This is a genomic window from Rhizobacter sp. P2_H2, from assembly GCF_056403375.1.
Genome location: NZ_JBFUFP010000810.1, coordinates 1 through 2,522, shown reverse-complemented (window position 1 = coordinate 2,522; position 2,522 = coordinate 1). Strand labels below are relative to the sequence as shown.

Sequence of the window (2,522 nt, the reverse complement as noted above, 5' to 3'; positions counted from 1 at the left end):
GATCTTCTCGGTGTGCATGGCTGTGTCCTGCTGCGGTTCAATCAAAAGAAAGCTCTGCTGCGCACCGCGTGTCGCGCAGCCTCGCGGAAATCAGACGGTCTGGCGGGCGCGCTGCACGTACCAGCCGATCGCCTCGTGCAGCCCGGCGCGCACGTCGTGGCTGGGTTCGTAGCCGAGCAGCCGGCGCGCCTTCGACACGTCGGCCAGCGAATGGCGCACGTCACCGGCGCGGAAGCTCGCGTACTGCGGCGCCTCGACGCGCAGCTGCGGGCATTCGCGCTGCAGCGCCTCGGCCAGCGCGCCGTGCAACTGGTTCAGCGTGGTGCGGTCACCGACCGCCACGTTGAACACCTGGTTCGACGCCTCGGGGTCTTCGCAGAGGCCGGCGCGCAGGTTGGCCTGCACCGCGTTCGTGACGAAGCAGAAGTCGCGCGAGGTCTCGCCGTCGCCGTTGATCACGCAGCGCGAGCCTTCGAGCATCTGCGCCGCCCAGCGCGGGATCACCGCGGCATACGCACCGTTCGGGTCCTGGCGCGGGCCGAACACGTTGAAGTAGCGCAGCCCGATCGTCGACAGCCCGTAGCAGCGGCCGAACACCTCGGCATACAGCTCGTTCAGGTACTTGGTGACGGCATACGGCGACAGCGGCCGGCCGATCGTGTCCTCGACCTTCGGCAGCGTCGGCGAATCGCCATACGTCGAGCTCGACGCGGCATAGACGAAGCGCTTCACGCCGGCGCTGCGTGCCGCCTCGAGCATCGTCAGGAAGCCGGTCGCGTTCGAGCGGTGCGTGGTCAGCGGGTCCTTGATCGAGCGCGGCACCGAGCCGAGCGCCGCCTGGTGCAGCACGATCTCGGCGCCGTCGCAGGCCTGCGTGCAGCTCGCCAGGTCGGCGATGTCGCCGCGGATGAAGGTGTGGCGCGACCAGGCCTCGTCGCCGACGGCGCGGCGCACCTCGTCGAGGTTGGCCTGGTGGCCGGTCGAGAAGTTGTCGAGGCTCGTGACCTGCTGGCCGGCACGCAGCAGGTTCTCCAGCAGGTGCGAGCCGATGAAGCCGGCACTGCCGGTGACGAGCCAGCGGCGCGGCGCGGCGCGCAGCTGCGCGAGCACCGGGTCGAGGAATTCGTTGGGGGTCATCAGAGTCGCCACACGTTGAGGCCGCGCGCCTGCAAGGCCTTCGCATCGGCCTGGCTCTTCACGTCGACATACAGCCCGTTCGGCACCAGCTTCGCGACGTAGTCGTCGATCGGACGCGCCTTCAGCGCCTTGTGCGCGACGGCGGCGACCACGGCCTGCGCCTGCGGCAGCGCGTCCCAGCCGACCAGGTCGACGCCGTACTCGTGCTTCGCCTCGTCGGCCGCGGCCACCGGGTCGTGCACATGCACCGTCACGCCGTAGCTCTCGAGCTCGCGCACCACGTCGATCACCTTCGAGTTGCGCAGGTCCGGGCAGTCTTCCTTGAAGGTCAGGCCCAGCACGATGACGTTGGCGCCCTTCACCTGGAAGCCGGCCTGGATCATGTTCTTGATCGTCTGCTCGGCCACGTACTTGGCCATGCCGTCGTTGATGCGGCGCCCGGCCAGGATGACCTGCGGGTGGTAGCCCAGGCGCTCGGCCTTGTGGGTCAGGTAGTACGGGTCGACGCCGATGCAATGCCCGCCGACCAGGCCCGGGCGAAACGGCAGGAAGTTCCACTTGGTGCCGGCGGCCTCGAGCWCCTCGAGCGTGTCGATGCCGATGCGGTGGAAGATCAGCGACAGCTCGTTGACGAGCGCGATGTTGAGGTCGCGCTGGGTGTTCTCGATCACCTTCGCGGCCTCGGCCACCTTGATGCTCGTCGCCTTGTAGACGCCGGGGGTGATGATGCTGCCGTACATCTCGGCCACCAGCTTCAGCGTCTCGGGCGTGTCGCCCGACACCACCTTGGTGATGGTCGTCAGCGTGTGCTGCTTGTCGCCCGGGTTGATGCGCTCCGGCGAATAGCCGACGAAGAAGTCCTGCTTCCACTTGAGGCCGGACTCACGCTCGATGATCGGGATGCAGACCTCTTCGGTCGCGCCGGGGTACACGGTGGATTCGAAGACGATGGTCGCGCCGCGCTTCAGGTTGCGGCCGACCGAGGTGCTGGAGCCGACCAGCGGCGACAGGTCGGGGTTGTGGGCGTCGTCCACCGGCGTCGGCACCGCGACGACGATGAAATCGGCCTCTTTCAGCGCGCTGGCGTCRGTGGTCGGGTGCAGCTGACTCGCGGCCTTCAGCGCCTCGGTGCTGACTTCGCCGGTCGGGTCGATGTGTTCTCGGTAGGCGGCGATTTTCGGCGCCGACAAATCAAACCCGATGGTCTTGTATTTCTTGCCGAATTCAACTGCAAGCGGCAATCCGACATACCCCAGGCCGACGATAGCAACGGTGGTCATGAATCTATGGTTTGAAAGTGGGCCGCGAATCTCGCGCGGCATATTGAAAAAGCCCAGCGTTGCCACGGAAGAGAGCGCATCGCCGGACGAAAGACAGATGGTAGT

The 2,522-nt window shown here is 67.0% G+C and carries 2 protein-coding genes; both read right to left on the bottom strand.

Translation table 11 applies throughout. The features are described 5' to 3' along the window. Positions 1-90: 90 nt before the first annotated feature. The gene (locus AC1D15_RS26670) at positions 91-1,137 is read right to left on the bottom strand and encodes an SDR family oxidoreductase (protein ID WP_477828372.1); all 1,047 of its coding nucleotides are present in this window, start codon (positions 1,135-1,137) and stop codon (positions 91-93) included. After that, positions 1,137-2,417, bottom strand: a complete 1,281-nt coding sequence (locus AC1D15_RS26665) for a nucleotide sugar dehydrogenase (protein WP_477828371.1) — start codon at positions 2,415-2,417, stop codon at positions 1,137-1,139. The genes AC1D15_RS26670 and AC1D15_RS26665 overlap by 1 nt, the downstream gene beginning before the upstream one ends. Positions 2,418-2,522: the final 105 nt, after the last annotated feature.